The sequence below is a fragment of the Marinobacter sp. M3C genome, from assembly GCF_023311895.1.
GTDB lineage: Bacteria > Pseudomonadota > Gammaproteobacteria > Pseudomonadales > Oleiphilaceae > Marinobacter.
The window spans coordinates 554,638-571,662 of sequence record NZ_CP092284.1 but is presented as its reverse complement, the minus strand read 5'-3'; the positions used below and the strand labels follow the sequence as shown (position 1 = coordinate 571,662).

At 50.4% G+C, this 17,025-nt stretch carries 13 protein-coding genes and 4 pseudogenes; 13 read left to right on the top strand and 4 right to left on the bottom strand.

Features of this window, described 5'->3' with window-relative positions:
* Positions 1–12: 12 nt before the first annotated feature.
* Positions 13–177 (bottom strand): hypothetical protein, encoded by a 165-nt coding sequence (locus MIH18_RS02520; RefSeq protein WP_249013814.1) that lies wholly within the window; start codon positions 175–177, stop codon positions 13–15.
* 491 nt (positions 178–668) lie between these two features.
* Between MIH18_RS02520 and MIH18_RS02515 the strand changes: the two genes are divergently transcribed.
* The 9 genes and pseudogenes from MIH18_RS02515 to MIH18_RS02475 all read left to right on the top strand — a co-directional run bounded on the left by MIH18_RS02515 (position 669) and on the right by MIH18_RS02475 (position 10,409).
* Complete coding sequence (locus tag MIH18_RS02515) at positions 669–1,352, top strand: asparaginase domain-containing protein (protein WP_249013813.1); 684 nt, start codon at positions 669–671, stop codon at positions 1,350–1,352.
* Between the two features lie 9 nt (positions 1,353–1,361).
* Positions 1,362–2,615: a M20 family metallo-hydrolase gene (locus tag MIH18_RS02510; protein WP_249013812.1), complete on the top strand. Its 1,254-nt coding sequence runs from the start codon at positions 1,362–1,364 to the stop codon at positions 2,613–2,615.
* Between the two features lie 111 nt (positions 2,616–2,726).
* The gene (locus MIH18_RS02505) at positions 2,727–4,127 is read left to right on the top strand and encodes an amidase (protein WP_249013811.1); all 1,401 of its coding nucleotides are present in this window, start codon (positions 2,727–2,729) and stop codon (positions 4,125–4,127) included.
* A gap of 51 nt (positions 4,128–4,178) precedes the next feature.
* The gene (locus MIH18_RS02500) at positions 4,179–5,438 is read left to right on the top strand and encodes an amidase (protein ID WP_249013810.1); all 1,260 of its coding nucleotides are present in this window, start codon (positions 4,179–4,181) and stop codon (positions 5,436–5,438) included.
* A 64-nt stretch (positions 5,439–5,502) separates the two neighbouring features.
* A pseudogene (locus MIH18_RS02495) lies at positions 5,503–6,339 on the top strand (IS630 family transposase).
* Positions 6,340–6,866: 527 nt separating this feature from the next.
* Entirely contained in the window at positions 6,867–7,868 is a 1,002-nt protein-coding gene (locus MIH18_RS02490; protein ID WP_249013809.1) for a TRAP transporter substrate-binding protein, read from the top strand.
* Positions 7,869–7,870: 2 nt separating this feature from the next.
* Positions 7,871–8,392, top strand: coding sequence for a TRAP transporter small permease (locus MIH18_RS02485; RefSeq protein WP_249013808.1), 522 nt, complete (start codon positions 7,871–7,873; stop codon positions 8,390–8,392).
* Between the two features lie 33 nt (positions 8,393–8,425).
* Positions 8,426–9,703 carry a TRAP transporter large permease gene (locus MIH18_RS02480; protein WP_249013807.1) on the top strand — a complete coding sequence of 426 codons (1,278 nt, stop codon included), beginning with the start codon at positions 8,426–8,428 and terminating at the stop codon, positions 9,701–9,703.
* A 511-nt stretch (positions 9,704–10,214) separates the two neighbouring features.
* Positions 10,215–10,409, top strand: coding sequence for a hypothetical protein (locus tag MIH18_RS02475; protein WP_249013806.1), 195 nt, complete (start codon positions 10,215–10,217; stop codon positions 10,407–10,409).
* Positions 10,410–10,439: 30 nt separating this feature from the next.
* Here the strand turns inward: MIH18_RS02475 and MIH18_RS02470 are convergent.
* The 3 genes and pseudogenes from MIH18_RS02470 to MIH18_RS02460 form a co-directional block, all read right to left on the bottom strand.
* Positions 10,440–12,007 (bottom strand): IS3 family transposase gene (locus MIH18_RS02470; protein ID WP_249013805.1). Its coding sequence is split into 2 segments (ribosomal slippage): positions 10,440–11,519 and positions 11,522–12,007, totalling 1,566 coding nucleotides; the frame shifts between segments, so codons are not numbered across the junction.
* Between the two features lie 75 nt (positions 12,008–12,082).
* A pseudogene (locus tag MIH18_RS02465) lies at positions 12,083–12,670 on the bottom strand (transposase); the annotation flags it as partial.
* 57 nt (positions 12,671–12,727) lie between these two features.
* Entirely contained in the window at positions 12,728–12,901 is a 174-nt protein-coding gene (locus MIH18_RS02460) for a hypothetical protein (RefSeq protein ID WP_249013804.1), read from the bottom strand.
* A 25-nt stretch (positions 12,902–12,926) separates the two neighbouring features.
* Here MIH18_RS02460 and MIH18_RS02455 point away from each other — a divergent pair.
* The 4 genes and pseudogenes from MIH18_RS02455 (at position 12,927) to MIH18_RS02445 (ending at position 16,960) form a co-directional block, all read left to right on the top strand.
* Positions 12,927–14,119: pseudogene (locus MIH18_RS02455) on the top strand (IS3 family transposase).
* Between the two features lie 417 nt (positions 14,120–14,536).
* Positions 14,537–15,019 (top strand): annotated as a pseudogene (locus MIH18_RS24015) (NAD(P)-dependent oxidoreductase); the annotation flags it as partial.
* 6 nt (positions 15,020–15,025) lie between these two features.
* On the top strand, positions 15,026–15,418 hold the full coding sequence (locus tag MIH18_RS24010) for an NAD-binding protein (RefSeq protein ID WP_349293803.1): 393 nt from the start codon (positions 15,026–15,028) through the stop codon (positions 15,416–15,418).
* 3 nt (positions 15,419–15,421) lie between these two features.
* Complete coding sequence (locus MIH18_RS02445; RefSeq protein WP_249013802.1) at positions 15,422–16,960, top strand: aldehyde dehydrogenase family protein; 1,539 nt, start codon at positions 15,422–15,424, stop codon at positions 16,958–16,960.
* The last annotated feature ends 65 nt before the right edge of the window (positions 16,961–17,025 follow it).

Here is a 17,025-nt window from a genome sequence, read left to right as displayed (position 1 = left end):
GAGCTGCAGGATTCATTTCACATGTGACCGGCCGTTCTCCCACCCGGAAGAGTAGCGATGGCGTCGCTGCCGCATCTCGATAACCTCACGCACGCTGGATTTTCCGATACCCAGGTTTTCGGTCAGCTTCACATCGGAGTGCAGAAAGTCGCCGGGGCTGAGTTCGCCGCGAATCAAGGCTGTCTCGATAGGCTCTAGGATTTGAAATATGATGGAACTGCAGTCAATTGACCCCCCGAAGCGTTCCGGATCCATAGGGCGGTGGCAGGTTAGCGTCTGAGTGTCGTTTTGGGACGTCTCGTATCTTCACTATTAACCAACAGCAAAGGGCTTTCTGGAATACAAGCCCTAGCGCCCTCAAACTTCGTTAAGCGTACTGAACTTTTTCTAATTGTGTCTCAGCAGGAATTGAAAACAGCTTAAAATATTAGTTGGCCGCTGATGTATATTGACATATTAAAAGATTTCTGGCCGTATCATGGCCATTAGTCATTAGTGTGATATTATCCGATAAAAAAATGGTGCCAAGCAATGACAAGACGACACGTCGTACTACTGACGTTAGGCGGCACGATCGTCAGTAAGGTCAATGAGGCGAAGCTTAATGTCTCCGGCGTCTTAAGCGGTGATTATTGTTCGAGCGTGTGGCTCTACCGCCCGAGGCGGACGTGAAGGCTGAAGTTCTCTCGATTCTGCAAAAGCCTAGTAATGCTATTACTCAAGCGGACTTGATCGAAATCCAGCGTTTATGCCAGCACTTGGCCGGTGACCCTAACGTTGCCGGTACTGTCATCACCCATGGCGCCGATACCCTCGAAGAAGCTGCGCATTTCCTGGATATCACGCTCCCCCTCGACCACTGCGCACTGGTCGTAACCGGCTCCCCGCTCACTCCTCATGAAGAAGGTACCGACGGCTACCGTAATATTGCCAACGCCATCATCGTGGCCGCTCATCCTGCTACACAGGGGCTAGTTGCCTTAATGGTGTTCAACGAGTCGATTTATGCTGCACAACACGTTCGCGATGTAAATACTTACCAAGTGAACGCCTTCGAGCCGCCTGGCTATGGTCGGCTGGGATATGTCAACGGCATTAGGGCGCACCTAGCTCAGAGAACCGTGAGGACGAAAACGTTAACGCTGGGCGAAAGCCTGCCACGGGTAGATATTCTCCCGGCTTACCTCGATGCCTCTAGTAACCTATTCGTCAAGATGGCGATTTCGAAGATGTCGCTGCAGGAGGTGTTAAAGCCGTCCCCGCTGCTGACTGGACTGATGCTGCTGTCATTGGTGATCATCACCTATGTGCCTTGGCTCAGCACTTATCTACTTTCACTGATCTACCAATGAGGAAGCTAAATGAACGATTCACGACGTTTGGGTGACTGCCTTGACGGACAGCGTTTCTGGGAGGATGTGCAGTCTCTCGCCAGTATTGGTGCTCTTCACCCGAAAGGCATCCGCAGGCTGGCTCTGGATGCCCAAGATAATCAGGCACGCCTGTGGCTTGCGGAGCAAGGGAGGGCATTGGGCTGCGAGGCTTACTACGATGACTTGGGTAATGTCTTTATCCGCCGGGCAGGGAAAGATTCTTCACGTGCGCCGTTCCTGATCGGCAGTCATCTGGACAGCCAGCCTCAAGCCGGCATACATGATGGCGCGCTGGGTGTGGTGGCTGGGTTGGCCGTGCTCAGGACATTGCATGATCAAGGAATTGATCATCTTCATCCGCTGGAGGTCGTTGCCTGGACCAACGAAGAGGGCGCCCGCTTCGTGCCGGGCGCTTCAGGATCCTCGTGGTTTGCCGGTCAGCGTGATTACCACGAGATCGCTTCCTCTCTCGATGACAGCAGTATCCGCTTTAGTGATGCCCTTGCGGATTGCCTCGACTTGCTGAAGGAACATGGACTTACCTACCGCCCTAAGCCTTTCACGCCTCATGCCTTCCTCGAACTGCATATCGAACAGGGCCCTGTACTGGAAACGCTGGGGAAACCGGTCGGAGTGGTCAGCGGCATCCAAGGGGTGAACTGGTACGAAATCGAGGTGAAGGGGCAGGCCAACCATGCTGGCACTACCCCGCTCCAAGCGCGGCGGGACGCCTTCGACAGCGCCCATGATCTCGTGTCAGCACTCAAAGCCGCGGTGTTTGATCAGGACGACGATCTACGCTTCACCATCGGCAAATTCTCTGTCTGGCCCGACTCGGTGAATACCATTGCTCAGCGAGCCACCTTCACCATCGATCTTCGCCACCCAAGTCAGACAGTGCTTGACGCCCTGGATGCAAGGTTCCATGACCTGACTAAATGTCAGTGGGGCGGTTGCGATGTCACGCTCAAGGTTACCTCTCGTGTGGCTCCTGTGGCGTTTCCCGATTCGTTACTCGACGTGTTGCATGAGTGTGCCAGGCATTATTGCCCTGACACACCAGAATTGGTTTCCGGGGCCTTTCATGATGCCATCCATCTGGCCCATGTCTGTCCAACCGCGATGCTTTTCACGCCCTGCCGCCAGGGACTCAGCCATCATCCGGATGAGCATATAGAACGCGAGGATGCCGAGGTCGCCGCGCGGGTGTTGACGGATGCCGCGACTTCACTGCTGGGATGAGAATGTCAATTGATCTCGACCTTTCATCGAGGTCGGTGGTTGCCAATGAGCACAATACGGTCGTAGAAGATCGAACCGATCTTCGAAAGCCGCTAACAACTGGACTGAGCTATGTACGACTCCCCGATCTTTCTGCCGCTGCGCGAGCAGTATGCGAGGCTACGCAACGGTTCGTTGAGTGCGAGCCAGCTTGCTGAGTCGGCGATCGCCAACTATGCGTCTCGCGGTACGCATGACAATGCCTACCTCACATGGAATGGCGAGGCCGCGCTGCAAGCTGCCCACGCCACCGATAGCGTGCTGGCCGTTGGCGGCGATACCGGTCCGTTGATGGGAATTCCGGTCTCGATCAAGGATATCTTCGCTGTGCCCGGCCTGCCTACGTATGCAGGCTCTGTACGCCGGTTGCCCGAATGCTGGGAGCAAGCCGGGCCCATGATAGCGGCACTTCTGCGCCAGTTGCCCAGCGTGATGGGCAAGACGCATACAGTGGAATTCGCCTTTGGTGGCTTGGGCACAAACCCACACTGGGGCACACCTCGCAACCCTTGGGATCCGGTCAATCATCGTACACCGGGTGGTTCTAGTGCCGGCGCAGGCGTCTCGCTGATGGGGGGCAGCGCGAGTCTGGCCCTGGGCACCGATACCGCCGGCTCGGTACGCATTCCCGCTTCCATGACCGGGGTAGCAGGACTCAAAACCACTGTTGGCCGCTGGTCGACCCGACAGATCGTGCCGCTTTCCTCCACTCTGGACACGCCCGGTTTGCTTGCACGGAGTGTCGACGATTTAGCCTTCGCGTTCGCTGCATTAGATTATGAACTGAGCGGTATTCGCACCAAGCGATCGAGCATGCCCGAGTTGGCTGATCTTACCTTCGGCATCCCGGAAAGCTTCTTCTGGGACGACTGTAGCCCGGGGATCGCCGAGGCGGTTCATGAAGCAATCAGCCAACTCGAAGCTGGTGGTGCGCGCATCGTTACCGTCGATCTGCCACGCACCGACGAAGCCTATAAGCTGTTCCAGCAAGGCGGTCTGGCGGCAGCCGAGCTAGCTGCGTTCCTCAACACCGAAATGCCCGAAATGATCGAGATCCTCGATCCCAATGTGGCTGCCCGTATCAAGGCTGCCGACAATGTGCCTGCTTGGGATTATGTTCGCCGGCGCAACGTCATCGATTCGCTATGTGCCGCCGCTGCCGAGCGCTTGGCCGGTGTCGATGCGCTGTTGACACCAACCGTGGCTATCACACCGCCGGTACTGGCAAGCCTAGAGCCCGAAGGGGCATATTCTAAGGCCAACATGCACGCGCTGCGCAACACCGTAATGGGCAACTTCATGGGCTTGTGTGGGTTGACTTTGCCGGTGGGCAAGGACGCGGCTGGCATGCCGGTGGGCATGCAACTGCTGACGGGACCCTGGCAGGAGGCCAGGCTGCTGTCCATCGGACAAACTATAGAAAACACGCTTGGTAACAGCCTAGTAGTTCTCGGTACGCCGCCGTCTCTCTGACAGCCCGCTGCCCTGTATGAGACGATCTTTTTTCCGACGAAGGAGTATGTTGTGATTGAGCCAAACGATCTGACCATCGACAGCTTTCAGGCGCGTCTTGCCAAAAGAGAGAGTCATACCTTGGCCTGGTGGCAAACCTGCCAGGCACGAATCCAAAGGTATGAGGAGGAGGTTCAGGCCTGGGAACACATCGCCCCGCTGAAATTCGCTCCTAGGCTTTCGGAAAAAAGTCAGTTGCTGCACGGTGTGCCAGTCGGCGTCAAGGACAACGTCGATACGGCCGAAATGCCGACCACCTGGGGGACGGGCGGTTATCTACGGTCACCAGGTGCTGTAGTGGATGCCGCTGTGGTCACATTGCTCAAGCGCCAAGGGGCGATGGTTCTAGGCAAGACCGTCTCCACCGAGTTCGCCTACTTCACTCCTGGCAAAACCCGTAATCCACATGATCTTTCACGCACCCCGGGCGGCTCATCCAGTGGATCCGCGGCAGCCGTAGCGGCCGGCATGGTTCCCCTGGCCTTGGGCACCCAGACCGCCGGCAGCATCATTCGCCCGGCGAGCTACTGTGGCGTCTGGGGTTTCAAACCGACCTTTAACACTGTGACATTCTCGGGGATCAAAGCATTTGCGCCATCGATGGATACACTGGGCTGGTTTGCTCGCAATATCGAGGATATCTGTACGGCATTCTCTGCCTTGACCCGTTCCGTTGTCATCGAAGCGATGCCGGATCTTCGCGGGGTCCGGGTTGGACTGCGCAACCTGCCGGGCAACGTCACCCTCGACCCCGATGTCGAGCGAGCCTTGACGTATGCGGCCGAGCGTATGGAACAGTTCGGCGCCCGGGTGTTTCCGTTGCCATTGGATGCCCGTTATGACGAGCTCGTCGCGCACCACCAGGTGGTGCTAGCATACGAGGCGTCACAGACCCTTTCCAGCGAATATGAACATTATGCCGAGCAAATGGGAACCAAGCTAGTTGAGTTGATCGAGCACGGCATGGCGATTTGCTATGCCGATTACAGGAAGTCCTTAATAGCCGCCGATCAGTTGAAGCACGCTCTCTCGAAGGTATTCGACAAACAGATAGACGTCATCTTGGCGGCGAGTGCGCCCGGCGTCGCCCCCGAAGGGCTTCATGCGACGGGCGACCCGGTCTTCTGCCGCGGCTGGACGCTGCTTGGGGTGCCCTGTCTGAACCTCCCCCTAAGCAAGGGCCGAGAGGGCTTGCCGGTTGGCGTACAGCTGATCTGTGACCGCTGGCAGGATGAGCGGCTATTGTCTTTGGCACGGACATTGATGGCATAGCAACGAGTATAGGATTCTTCCAATACGTTGGAGATGCCTATGAAACAGCGATCCTCGAATCCTGATGCGGATTCTGCGATTGGCGACGGCCATCACCCCGCAGCTCCAAACGACGATGGAGGGCATTCCTACTGGGACCGATACAAAAAAAGTCAAAGCCATCCCGAACGATACGGTCAATAAGGTGCCGCGGGGCTTTACCCATTGGAGCATCCGGCTGATGGCGAAACATGCCGGCGTGACCTGTTGGCAATTACAGCAGATTTGGCAGGCGGCAGACCTGAAGCCCCACCGCCTGAAAACGTTTAAGATCAGCAACGATCCAGACTTTGCTGAGAAGGTTTTTGATGTTGTCGGTTTGTACTTGAACCCGCCTGATAACGCTCTGGTGCTGTCTGTTGACGAGAAGACGCAGATCCAGACTCTGGATCGCACCCAGTCCAAACTACAATTGAGGCCGGGTCAAATCGAGCGCCACACTCACGATTACAAACGGCATGGCACAACGAGCCTGTATGCGGCCTTCAACATCTTGAACGGTGAGGTAATCGGGCGGATCACCCAACGCCATCGCGCCAAGGAATTTCTCGACTTTCTACGACAAATCGACCGGGAAACTCCGAAGGAGTAAGATCTCCAACTGATTCTGGACAACAGTTCGACCCATAAAACACCCAAAGTAAAAGCCTGGCTGGAGAAGCATCCTCGTTTTAAGCTTCACTTCACCCCGACCAGTGCCTCGTGGCTGAATGCAGTAGAAGGCTGGTTTAGCCAACTGGAACGACGAGCGCTATACCGGGGTATTTTTACCAGCGTTGACGATCTCAAAACAGCTATTTTTCGACTCAACAAGGTACATGAAATCGAATTGGACGGTCACACCTCACATTTACTAAGTTAACTCTGCAGATTACGCTACGGGAAAACGCTAACTAGCTTTTTATCCGAGCTTAGTAGTTGACAAACATGCGAGGTCTAACTACACTTAAATAAAATAAAAACAGAATCTTATGGGTATGGTCTTGACAAACATAATTTCTGTCTTTAAAAAAATAGTTATCCAAAATATTATTGTCAAGACAGCCGTGCTAAGTGTGTCAGCGGTTACAGCTTGTTTCGTTTACGCGCTAAATATGATTGTCTGCATTGAATGCAATTCTACAAAAGAAGCTATTCTAACCCCTCAAATTCTGCGCAATCCTGTTGCTCAATCTAATGGCACCGCCAATTATCAAAAATTCTGAATATAGGAAATTGCCATGAAATTTTCGGCAACAGACTAGGTGTGGAATAAGTTGAAATTTCATTAAATAAAATTTGCGATTTATCAATATTATTAAAAATAAAAAAGGAGATTAATTTAAAGAATATAATAATTTTAAAAATACTTATTTATAAATAAATCACACTAATAAAATAGGTTAAAATATGAAGAAATTATTAGTAAATGCAGCGTTAATTCCCTTTATTAGTTTAACGCCACTTAGCGTAGCCTCCGTTCAAGCTGCAGACTATAATTTAACATTTGCACATGTTTTGATAGAAAGCACCCCAAATGGTAAGGCGGCAATACAATTCAAAAAAGAAGTTGAAGAAAAATCAGGAGGACGAATAAATATTGAAGTCCTTCCAGCCGCGCAGGTCGGGGGCGATGTAGAAATAATTGAGCAGATTCAGATGGGACTCGTTGATATTGGCATTCCGCCTACAGCAACACTCGGCAACTTCGAACCGAAGATGCAAATCTTAGATCTTCCGTTCTTATTATCGAGCGACGAAGCGATGAAAAATGTTTTAGATGGCGATGTTGGCCGAGAAATACTTGACACGCTAAATGATGACAACATGTATGGTGTGAATTTTTGGGGTGCTGGATTTCGGCATATCACAAACAACACCAAAGCTATACAAGGCCCTTCTGACCTAGAAGATCTCCGAATGCGTACAATGCAGTCACCTATTATAATATCGACTTACGAAAACTTGAATGCTAACGCTACAGCCATGGCATTCACCGAAGTATATAATGGCCTCCAGCAAGGAGTTGTTGAAGGTCAAGAAAACCCTTTAGCCAATATATACACCATGCGATTCTACGAGGTTCAAAACTATTTATCATTAACAAACCATGCATATCACGGATATGCGGCGATTGTTAATAAAGGTACATGGGACTCTCTTCCCGATGATCTGAAACAAGTTATGACTATAGCCTTTGACAATGGTCGGGATCTCGCTCGAGAATTGACAGCCGAAGATGAAAAGAAAATCCTCGCTGAGATTGGTGATCAAATTCAAATTAATGAGTTATCAGTAGAAGCAAGAGCTGATTTTATTAAAAAAAGCTTACCTGTCCATGCAGAATATGAGGATGTTTTCACACCTGAGCTGCTGCATAAAGTTTACGACGTTGTAGGTATTGAGTATTAATTATGATCAAAGCGTTCAATAAATTTCTTGATCGCTTGGAAGATTTTGCAATGGTCGCCTTTATGTCATTGGCGACCATTATTACTATCTTTCAGGTCTTCTATAGATATGGTTTCAATGGCTCCCTTTCGTGGGCTGAAGAAGTTGTAATATATTCTATAGTTTGCATGAGCTTCATCGGAGCTAGCATGGGCGTTCGACGTGGAGCCCATATTTCAGTTGACCTTCTCAACAGTGTTGTTTCGCCCGTTGTAAATCGTTGGCTACGAATTATTTCTGCGATAATTGGTATTTTTTTTGCAATAGCAATGACTATTTTGGGTTTTCGACTTTTTAACATAACGCTAGGCCGAGGGATGCTATCCCCAGCTCTTCGAGTGCCTATGGCTTGGATTTACTTTCCTATTGGCATATCCGGCTTATTATTAATATCTCGTTACTGCTGGGTAATTCATGAGGTTTGGAAAAAACCGCCAACGAGTTATGCAAACGAAATGATGTCAGATCACGAAACTCTTGGATAAGAATTATTTAAGAAATTGCCAAAAGGATAACTCATGATAGCCGCGTTACTTCCAATATTTTTTGCTGTTTTACTTCTGGGTTTACCTATATTTGCCGCTCTAGCTTTTTCTGTCATATTAGCTATTCAATTTTTCGGAAGCGCCGATCCTATTATTGTACCAATGCGAATGTTTTCAGGAATGAATAACTTTTCATTGATGGCCATACCATTTTTTATATTGGCCGCGGAATTAATGCGAATAGGTGGATTATCAGATCGCTTAATAGATTTAGCAAAGGCGCTCGTTGGCTGGGTTCCTGGAGGTCTAGCGGCTGCAACAGTTTTGTCGTGCTTACTTTTTGGTTCAATTTCTGGATCCAGCCCGGCAACAGTAGTTGCTATTGGGAGCATAATGTTTCCGGCATTAGTAGCAGCAGGATATGATAAGCGATTCGCTATCGGCATTATTGCCACAGCGGGCACACTTGGGCCTATTGTTCCGCCAAGCATTGCTCTTATAATATACGGCTCAGTTACAGGAACTTCGGTAGGTCGGTTATTTGCAGCAGGATTAATTCCAGCTCTTTTAATAGCATCTTTGTTAATAGCCTACTGTATTATTTATGCATCATTAAAAGGCTATCCGAGATCTAAGCTGCCATCTTTTAAAAGTTTCTTTAAGACTTTAAAGTCAGCCGCTTGGGGCCTTGGATTACCTTTTATATTGTTGGGCGGAATATACAGCGGTATCTTTACACCTACTGAGTCGGCAGCGGTAGCTTGTCTATACGGGCTATTAGTAGGAATGTTTATCTATCGTCAGATAAATCTCAAAAATTTGACCAGTACGTTAAGTAGCGCTGGCTTAATGTCAGCTTCACTTTTGCTGATTACAGCAGGTGCGTCAGCTTTTTCTTGGCTACTAGCAATAACTGGCGCGCCAACAAAACTTGCGGGTGATGTACTATCGTTGACGTCTGATCCCACTCAAGTAATGGCTCTTTTTAATGTCGTTATGTTGATTGCTGGATTTTTCTTAGATAGTGCTTCAGCAATAATTGTTCTATCGCCATTACTACAGCCAATTGCGGAACAAGTCGGAGTTGACTCTATACATTTTGGTGTTATTACGTTGATAAATTTTTCTGTTGGAATGATAACTCCTCCTGTCGGATTAAACTTATTTGTCGCAATGACAATTTCTAAAATGCCACTTCAAGAAGTTTTTAAAGCATGTGTGCCGTTGATAATTTTGATGTTAATTTCACTCGTAATAATTACTTATACTCCGGTGCTTAGTACATTTTTGCCATCTTTAATCTATCAATAATATTAAAACTTAAGATTATGGGCACAAATATAATGAATTATACTTTAACATTTATTCCTCTGAGGCAGCACAAGAGTCTACGTGACGGAGCTTCAACTGCCATCAAATATAGTAGTTCAATGATTCCGGACACCCGTTAATGCAAAGTTCTGAGCCAAAAAATTCAGATAACCGCGACATTTCGGCGTCCAAGATCACCCCTAGATGCCACCACCGAATGTGAGCAAGTTGGCTAGGGCGATCAACAACCTGGGCTTTACCGCTGCCATGTCCGGGATTAGCCAGAAGTCTGTGAGTTGTTCTTAAACGCGCCAACTATGTTGACGGGCTCCGCTCTCGCCCTGACGATGCAATACATGAATTTCCACAAGTGTCTCCTGAGTCAACATCGGCCGCCGCTCTGATCGTGTGATTAAGCGGCTATTTTGCCTCAGGTGGGTCAATTTTAAGTTGGCGTTGGTGGGTCAGTATTACTGTGGCGGTGACATAGCAGAAAATGATGGAGTAAAAAGTGGAAACTTTCTCGGTGGATATTGAAAGAGATGAAGAAGGCTGCCTTGGGCGAGAGTGTCCCGAGTGTGAAAAATACTTCAAGATCAAGCCAGGGACTGGTATCCCAGATTTTTCTGACTGCTACTGCCCTTATTGCCAGCATTTTGGGCCTCAAGACCACTTTTGGACCAAACAGCAGATCGAATATCGGTGATTTGCAACCCAGTTGTCCAAATAGCTGCACTTAAGCAGCCTGTTTATTGCGCTCAATTTCCTGCAGTTTTCCAGGGTTGAGCGATACGGCTCCGGCGACTTTCCAGTTTCGAATGTCACCAGACCAGCGCTTGGGATTCAGACTCTTTGCTCGTTCATAAACCGCTTCACGTTTGGCTAACAACTCTGCATCAACACCTTGGTGTCGTTGTGCGGGCGTCACGAAGTTGATGCCGCTGTGCAAGTGCTCCTCGTTGTAGGCCTGCGTGAATAATAGCATCCATTCACGCACCGCTATCAGTGATCTAAAGCCTTTGGCGGGCCACTTCGGGCAGTACTTCAGCGTTTTGAACAACGACTCTGAGTACGGGTTATCGTTGCTCACTCTGGGTTGGCTGTGAGACATCAACATACCCAATTCTGCCAGCCGCGCTTTCAGTGTGTAGGACGTCATCGGCGCGCCATTATCTGAGTGCAGCACCGGTGGGTTTTGCCAACATCTCTCGCGCAACAGAGCTCGATCTATGAGCTTTTTGGCAAGCTCGCCGGACTCTGCTTTGTGGATTTCCCAAGCCACGATTTTGCGGCTGTAGATGTCCATGATCAGGTACAGATACCCGTGCTGGCCGCGCACCTCTGAAGGACAATAACTAATGTCCCAGCTCCACACCTGGTTCGGGCCTGTGGCCGTAAAGCGGGTGGGCTCAGGGACTTTGCGCGGCGGTTTCATACGGCCCCGATGATTCAATTGCTGGTGCTTTTTGAGCACTCGGTAAAACGAAGACTCCGACGCCAGATAAAGCCCTTTATCCGCCAGTCGAGGCACGATCTGGGACGGTGGCAAGCTCTGATACTCCCGTTCATTGCAGGTATCCAGGATGGCCGCTTCTTCAGCGTGAGTGAGCTGGTGTGGCTGCACAACGCGCTCCGCTTGCGGGCGCTGGTCCTCTGCCACAGTGCCGTTAGCGCGTCGCCAGCGTTTCAACGTGCGCTGGCTCAGCTCCATCAAGTCGGCCGCCTTGTATCGGGCTGCGCCACTGGCGACAGCTTCGTCATAGTCGTTTAAAAGCCTTGTACGCTCGGCCAGCGGTGTTAGCTGTCCTCGCTGTCCGGGTCCTCGCCGTACAAGGCTTCGAGCTTTTTTGACAGCACCAACAAAGAAGTTGTTTCCGCCAGAACCCGGTCTTTACGGCGAACTTCCGCCCTCAGCTTTTTGATGGTTTTACGGGCATCGCGCTGCTGTTTCTGAGCGGTTTTCTCTTGCCCTTCTTGCAGGCCCGTACCGTGTAGGCAGGCCTCTTTCCAGCGCTGCACCTGCTCGGGATACAGGCCTTTCTGGCGGCAATACGCACCCAGTTCCGCTTCAGACATAGACGCCGTTTCGATCACGACGGCCAACTTGGCATCAGGAGACCCATCGTCTCCAGCATTACGATAACCCGGCACAGGCACTCCTTGTTGTCGACACTGTTTTAACCAACTATACAGAGTCACATCCGATATGCCTTCCTCTGCCGCCACCTGCACCACACTGCGGTTCTGCGGAGGTAATAACTTCTTCAACACGGCCGCTTTACGTTCCTCGGAATAACGTGGCATGACTGCTCTCACACCGCCCAATCTGATATGAATTTAGGCAAAATCGCCAACTGGACAACTAGGCTGGCAGAGGGGGCGGGCAATCTCAGCAGGAATGTCCATACCATCAACCACCGGCGTGTGATCCGCTTCTTCGGCCCGTGCCGTCAGGGCTTTCACTTCGGCTTTGAGTTGCGCTTCGATCTTTTTCGCGTGGGCATAAGACAGGGCTTTGTGCTTGCTGGCGTTGGCTTTGACCTTGGTGCCATCCAGGGCGATCTGCCCCAGTTTGATGAGTTTCATCTCTCGCGCCAGCAACAAGACCTGGACAAACAACGCTTCGAGCTGGGGCAAGAATCGTCGTCTGAACGTCGCAACGGTGTCGTGATCCGGGTGCGTGTTGGCCGCCAGGTAGCGAAAAGCAATCGAGTCATAGGTGGCGCGTTCAATCTTTCTGCTGGAGAACACCCCGGTGGCATAACCGTAGATCAACAAGCTGAGCAGGACCGCCGGAGGGTGCGCCTTCGATCCCCGTCCCGCGTATTGGCGTGTGAGTTCCGACAGATCGAGTTGGTCGACAACCTCGACAACAAAACGTGCCAGATGATCTTCTGGCAGCCAGTCCGTTACCGAAGGAGGGAAAAGATAGGGGGTATCTCGGTCTGCGGTTACAAAGCGGCTCATCATCAGTATCCCGTCGTGATTAAGGCCGTGCGATTATCTCACAGCGGATTTGTCAGGTTAAGTCCGACAGGCTGCTAGATCAGAACCAGCAGACGACGAAGCTCCCATCAGTGACGACAGGTCCAGAAATCCGGCCTCGCCGGAGCTCGCGGAATCAGCAGCCGGTTCTTCGGTCAGGCGCTTACGCCAACTCCAGAAACTGGCATAGCCGATGTCTATAGTGGACCCCATGATTTAGACCACAGGCATAGGTAGAATGCCACGATCATCCAGGAGTAGTAACGTGGCGAGAAAACGGTTCAGTAGTGAGTTCAAAGCTAAGGTCGCAATGGAGGCAATCAGGGGCGATAAAACAGTTGCCCAACTGTCCTCGCAGTACGGGGTGCATGCTTCCCAAATCAACACCTGGAAAAAGACCGCCCAGGAGCGACTGGTGGAAGCCTTCGAACGCGGAGGTAGCCAGCCGGACCCGAAGGAACTGGAAGCCCGTGAAGACCGACTGTATCAGCAAATCGGTAAGCTGCAGGTTGAGGTCGAGTGGCTCAGAAAAAAATCGAAGGCGCTGGGCTTGGAGTGAGCGAGAAACGCACACTGATTGAGCCTAGTGCCGATGCTCCGAGCATTCGACGCCAATGCAGCCTGTTGGGGCTGCACCGCTCCACCTGGTATGACCAGGGAGCCGCAACTGATGAGCCTGAGGAAAACCTGAAACTGATGCAGCACATTGACGAGTTGTATACCGCCCATCCATTCTACGGCAGCCGCAAGATGGTCGCTGTGTTGGGGCGCCGGGGGCACGTGGTAAATCGCAAGCGGGTCCAGCGGTTGATGCGCCTGATGGGCCTGCAGTCGGTGGCCCCCCAGCCGAATACCAGTCGTCCTCATCCGCAGCACAAGGTCTATCCCTATTTGCTGCGTGGAATGTCGGTGGTACGCCCTCGGCAGGTCTACTCAACAGACATCACTTACATCAGGGTAGGCCGCGGCTTTGCCTACCTGACGGCCGTCATCGACTGGTACAGCCGTCAGGTGCTGTCGTGGCGGTTGTCGAACACCATGGACACGGCTTTCTGCGTCGAAGCCCTTGAGGAGGCTCTGGAGCGTTATGGCACCCCTGAAATATTCAACACAGACCAAGGCAGCCAGTTCACCAGCGCGGCGTTTACGGATGTTCTGAAGGCTCATAAAATCCGCATCAGCATGGATGGCAAAGGTCGGGCGCTGGACAACATCTTTGTCGAACGACTGTGGCGCTCAGTGAAATACGAGGAAGTCTATCTAAAGCAGTACCAGACGATGCAGGAAGCTCGGGATGGCTTGAGTGCATACTTCCAGTTTTACAACCATGAGCGTCCGCATCAATCGCTCAACAACAAGACACCGGCAGAGGCACATGGCACTAACGTGCAGTGGCTCCAGGCCGCATGATCAGACAATATAAACCCATAGGGCATTCTATCTTAAGTTAATGCACCTATGGTCTTGACCGTGGGGTCCTCTATAGTCCTCCTGCTTGAAAAATTGCATGGCTGATAAACCGCTGTCACGCTGCTTATCAACCAAGGACTGCCATTGTTCCTGGGGTCGGTGTTTTCTCATGGAGGTAACCTCGCGCTGGGAAATGTGAGGCTGATGTAGAATGAAATTCATCGGGATGGCAGGACGTCTTGGAATGAACGCTCACTCTTCATGATGGTTTACCGATCACTCACCATTTTGGCACGTCGATGCCGGTGGGGGGGAATCCATCCAATTGTCCACGTTAGCGTTGCCTTTTTTAGAACACAAAAGGTTGTTTGTTGTGGTTCTTCTTAATGGCTTATAAGTCACAATGCAGCTTAAGAAAAATACAAAAATAACGGGGCGAGAATGAATAAAAAAACTATAGGTATCATAGGGTTAGGCCGTATGGGTAACGGTATGGCTCAGTCTTTGCTTCGCAAGGGTTTTAAAGTGTTCGGCACGGACATAGGGGAAGCACAACGCCAAGCTGCCAGGGAAATCGGCGTGAATGTTGTTGTAGATATTAAAGCTCTGTGTGCTGAATCTAGCGTCATCATTCTATCTTTGCCAATGGCAAAGCATGTACAAGAGGTTGTTAAAGGCGAAGGTGGCATTATTGACTACGCTCAGCCTAAAACTCTGATTATTGATACTTCTACCTCAGAACCAGAGGTGACACGGGCACTCTCGATAGAGCTGGATCTGCTAGGCCACCAGTTATTGGACTGCCCTGTTAGTGGCGGTCCGGCGGGTGCTGAAGCCGGTACTATGGTTATGGTTGTTGGAGGTGAAAGTAGTTCCCTTGAACGCGCGCAGTTGTATCTGGACGCCTTGAGTTCAAAAGTGGTCTACATGGGAAAGTCTGGCAATGGACATGCGGCTAAACTGATCAACAATCTACTATGTGCCGCACATCTATTGACCACCGCCGAAGCAGTGGCTCTGGGTACCAAGGCGGGACTCGATCCTACAGACCTTATTGCCGGTTTGAACGCCGGTTCAGGTCGTAGTGCGATCAGCGAGGTTAATTTCCCTCGTTGGATTCTCAATAAAGGTTTTGATTCCGGTTTCACTATGCAGCTGATGCGTAAAGATGTGCGTCTGGCAAAAGATATGATCGGTGAAATGGGATTAGAGTTACCTTTGGCTAAACAGGTAGCCGAAATTTGGTCGCAGAGCGAAGAAAACATACCTGATCAGGCTGATTTTAACTACATCATTAAAAATGCCGGCTTGGGAGAATAGATTATGAGTTTTGTAGTAGAAGGAAATGGTGAGCAGCAAGTTGAAATATTGCTTAATGAACTGCTGGGTACTTCTGAGTTTGGCAGCTTGATTGATGGAGAATTGGTTACAGGTAATGGAGACGATATCGAGCTGATTAACCCAGCAACCGGTCAGGTATTTTTAATCTATCGTGATGCGGGAGAATGTATTGTTGCAGCAGCAGCAGATGCTGCTGCAAAAGCTCAGAAAGTGTGGTGGTCAATGACCGCCACTGCAAGAGGTCAGTTAATGTGGAAGTGCGGCATGGAAATTCGTGAAGCCGCGGAATCTCTGGCACGCCTAGAATGTATATCTGCAGGTAAGCCTATTCGCGATTGCCGGGTTGAGGTGGCAAAAGTTGCAGATATGTTTGAATACTATGCTGGTTGGTGTGACAAAATTATGGGACAAGTTATTCCCGTACCAACAAGTCATTTAAACTACACTCGTCATGAGCCTTATGGTGTAGTGACTCAGATCACACCCTGGAATGCACCTGTATTTACCGGAGGCTGGCAGATCGCGCCGGCCATCTGTACAGGAAATGCAGTCTTACTGAAGCCATCTGAATTAACCCCACTAAGCTCAACAGTGCTCGCTAAACTTCTTGAGCAAGCAGGTATCCCGCGTGGTTTGGTGAATGTAATTAATGGGATGGGGCACACTACAGGCACTGCCGCAATTACTAATCCGGCAACTAAAAAAGTGGTTTTTGTAGGTTCACCACAGACCGGTGCTCTCATTGCTTCGGCATCTGCGCAACGTGTAATCCCTTGCGTATTGGAGCTGGGTGGAAAGTCAGCCAATATAATTTTTCCTGATGCTGATCTTGATCGTGCGGTAGTGGGTGCGCAAGCTGCCGTGTTTTCTGCCGCTGGACAGAGCTGTGTATCGGGTGCTCGGTTATTGGTTCATCGTGATGTCTATAAAGAAGTAGTGGAACGTGTTGCCTCGGCAGCCAGTAAGTTGCCCGTTGGTTTGCCATGGAATGAAGACACGATGGTGGGGCCGATTAATAACCAGAAACAGTTTAGTCATGTGCGTTCGTTAGTTTCTGACGGTATTGCTGAAGGTGCTGTTGTTGCCGTAGGCGGAAAGCCAGGTGAAATTTGTGGAGGTGAAAATGGTTATTTTTATCAGCCAACAGTCTTGGCCAATGTGAAAAATGATATGCGAGTAGCACAGGAAGAAATTTTTGGACCTGTTGTTTCTGTCATTTTATTTGATGATGAAGAAGAAGCTGTAGCGTTAGCCAACGACAGCCGGTTTGGTTTAGCTGGTGCCGTTTGGACTGCTAATGTAGGCCGTGCTCATCGGATGGCCGCTAAAGTAAATGCGGGAACGTTCTGGGTAAATAGCTATAAGGCAATCAATGTAATGTCGCCGTTTGGTGGCTTTGGTGAGAGCGGCTATGGCCGATCTAGTGGCTACGAAGGTTTACTCGAATATACACAGACTAAAAGTGTATGGATCGAAACAGAAAAAGATTCTGCTATTCAGTTTGGTTATTCAATCCAATAGTATTTATGGTTAAGAGCATTTTAAGGTCGGGTATTAGGCCGTCTTAAATAGATGACTCAAGATGC

Excerpts from the sequence above, each read along its gene's own strand:
- MIH18_RS02490 (WP_249013809.1), top strand. The coding sequence starts at position 6,867 with ATGAAGAAATTATTAGTAAATGCAGCGTTAATTCCCTTTATTAGTTTA.
- MIH18_RS02480 (WP_249013807.1), top strand. The coding sequence starts at position 8,426 with ATGATAGCCGCGTTACTTCCAATATTTTTTGCTGTTTTACTTCTGGGT.
- MIH18_RS02505 (WP_249013811.1), top strand. The coding sequence starts at position 2,727 with ATGTACGACTCCCCGATCTTTCTGCCGCTGCGCGAGCAGTATGCGAGG.
- MIH18_RS02460 (WP_249013804.1), bottom strand. The coding sequence starts at position 12,901 with ATGGGGTCCACTATAGACATCGGCTATGCCAGTTTCTGGAGTTGGCGT.
- MIH18_RS02510 (WP_249013812.1), top strand. The coding sequence starts at position 1,362 with ATGAACGATTCACGACGTTTGGGTGACTGCCTTGACGGACAGCGTTTC.
- MIH18_RS02445 (WP_249013802.1), top strand. The coding sequence starts at position 15,422 with ATGAGTTTTGTAGTAGAAGGAAATGGTGAGCAGCAAGTTGAAATATTG.
- MIH18_RS24010 (WP_349293803.1), top strand. The coding sequence starts at position 15,026 with ATGGGAAAGTCTGGCAATGGACATGCGGCTAAACTGATCAACAATCTA.
- MIH18_RS02485 (WP_249013808.1), top strand. The coding sequence starts at position 7,871 with ATGATCAAAGCGTTCAATAAATTTCTTGATCGCTTGGAAGATTTTGCA.